This window comes from Microbacterium sp. BF1, from assembly GCF_019279095.1.
In the GTDB taxonomy this organism is placed as follows: domain Bacteria; phylum Actinomycetota; class Actinomycetes; order Actinomycetales; family Microbacteriaceae; genus Microbacterium; species Microbacterium maritypicum.
In genome coordinates, this window is the sequence record NZ_JAGYWT010000472.1 from 1 (window position 1) to 1890 (window position 1890).

The following is a 1890-nucleotide window of genomic DNA, read 5'->3' on the forward strand; positions in this document are numbered from 1 at the left end:
ATCCGCGCGCTCGGTGCGAGCACGACGCGGCCTCCACCCAGGCGGGCGCGCACACCGAGATCGAGTCCTTCGTCGGCACCGGCGAGTGCGGGATCCGGGCGCAGGGCGTCGCGGTCCTCACCCCGAATGAGGAGGCCTCGCACATCGGCGCCGAGGGCATCGTCGGAGCGGTCGTACTGCCCCTGGTCGAGTTCCCCTGCGGCGAGTTCGACCGAGCGCCCGAGCGTGGTCATGCTGACGCCCAGGGAGACGATCTCACGGTCGTTGTCCGTGGCGACGAGTTTGGGAGCGATGATGGCCGCGGAGGGCGAGCGCTCCAGCGTGCCGCTCAGACGCTCCAGCGCCCGCGGATGCGGCGCCGTGTCCTGCGCGAGCAGCCAGATCGCCGATCCTTCGGCGACACGCGGTCGCGCCAGTTCCACGGCTTCCGCGAAGGACGTGGTGGCGCGCGCCTCGATGATCCCCTCGACGGTGCTCGCCACCGCCTCGCTCTCGCGCACGGACGACGCATCGCCGCAGACGACGAGGGTCACAGCGGTTGCGGGCGTGGTCTGTGCGCGGAGGGCTTCGAGAGTGCGGAGGAGTTGCGCTCGGGAAGAGGATCCAGTGCGCGCGACGATGATGGCGTGAACTCGGGCTGGCATGACGTCGTCAGCCTATGCGCGCGACGGTCGACGTCGGCGTACCCGACGCGGCGCGCCCGCGAAGCCATGAGGCCTCATCGTTCGCGGTTCGGCAGCGGGCGATTCAGCTCGCGCGGCGCTTGAGCTTGCGGCGCTCGCGCTCGGAGAGTCCACCCCAGATGCCGAATCGCTCATCGTTGTTGAGAGCGTATTCGAGGCACTCGCCGCGGACGTCGCACGATGTGCAGATCCGCTTGGCGTCTCGGGTGGATCCGCCCTTCTCAGGGAAGAACGCCTCGGGGTCCGTCTGCGAGCAGAGCGCATCGCTCTGCCAGGCGAGGGCGTTGTCGTCGTCGGCGGCGTCGGTGCGCCGCACCCCGGGAACGCCGAGGTTGATCGGATCGACGAACCAGTTCTCCGGTACGTCTGAACGGTAACCCGTCATCTCGATCTCCAACCCTGTCTCCGCCCCCCGGCGGGCCGTGCGCATGACTAATTACACCCGTGTCATTCGCTCCGGTCAAGTCGCGGATGGTAAACCCTCAAGCAACTCTTTAAGGTTCTTGGGCCGTCATCGGCGTGTCGGAATCCGGAGCGTCGGCGTGCGGGTCAGCGCCCGGGGCCCGCGATGAACACCTCTCCGACGCCCGAGACGGTGAGGGACCCCTCCGCGGAATCGGCGAACGCGACGGTGCCGACCTGGAGCGCGACGTCGTTCCCCGTGTTCGAGGCCACAGCGACCTCGCCGGCGGTCGCGAGCACCATGGTCGGTCCCGAGATCTCGAGCCCGATCGGCGCGCCGTCGAGGACGACCCGCTCGAGAGCGAAGTCGGGCACCGGAACGGGATAGGACGTGATCGGCCCCTCACCCTCCCCTCGCAGCACGGGCACCTCGCCGGGCGTGGTGTCGAGGATCGAGAGGAGTTCGGGGACGTCGATGCGTTTGGGGGTGAGGCCGCCGCGCAGAACGTTGTCGCTCGCGGCCATGATCTCCACGCCGAGGCCGGAGAGGTACGCGTGCAGCAGACCGGCGCGCAGGAAGACTCCCTCTCCTCGCTTCAGCACCACGTGGTTCATCAGAAGCGCCACGACGACGCCCGGGTCGCCCGGATAGGTCCGCGCCACACCCGCGATCGCGCGGAGCGTGGTGCCCCACTCCCCCGCGTCGGCGCGCGTCGAGGCCGCGACGATCGCGGCGATGATCTCCTCCACCTCGGTGCGCGCCTCGCCGCCGAGCACCCACGCGATCACGTCGCGCAGCGCATCG

The 1890-nt window shown here is 69.7% G+C and carries 2 protein-coding genes and 1 pseudogene; all 3 read right to left on the reverse strand.

Annotation, left to right across the window (positions count from 1 at the left end):
- A partial coding sequence (locus KZA10_RS13780; RefSeq protein ID WP_218683163.1) for a glycosyltransferase family 2 protein occupies positions 1-644 on the reverse strand: 644 nt, incomplete at its 3' end.
- A gap of 103 nt (positions 645-747) precedes the next feature.
- A complete protein-coding gene (locus tag KZA10_RS13785) occupies positions 748-1068 on the reverse strand; it encodes a WhiB family transcriptional regulator (RefSeq protein WP_081603945.1) in 321 nt (106 codons plus the stop codon).
- 164 nt (positions 1069-1232) lie between these two features.
- Positions 1233-1890 (reverse strand): annotated as a pseudogene (locus KZA10_RS13790) (mannose-6-phosphate isomerase, class I); the annotation flags it as partial.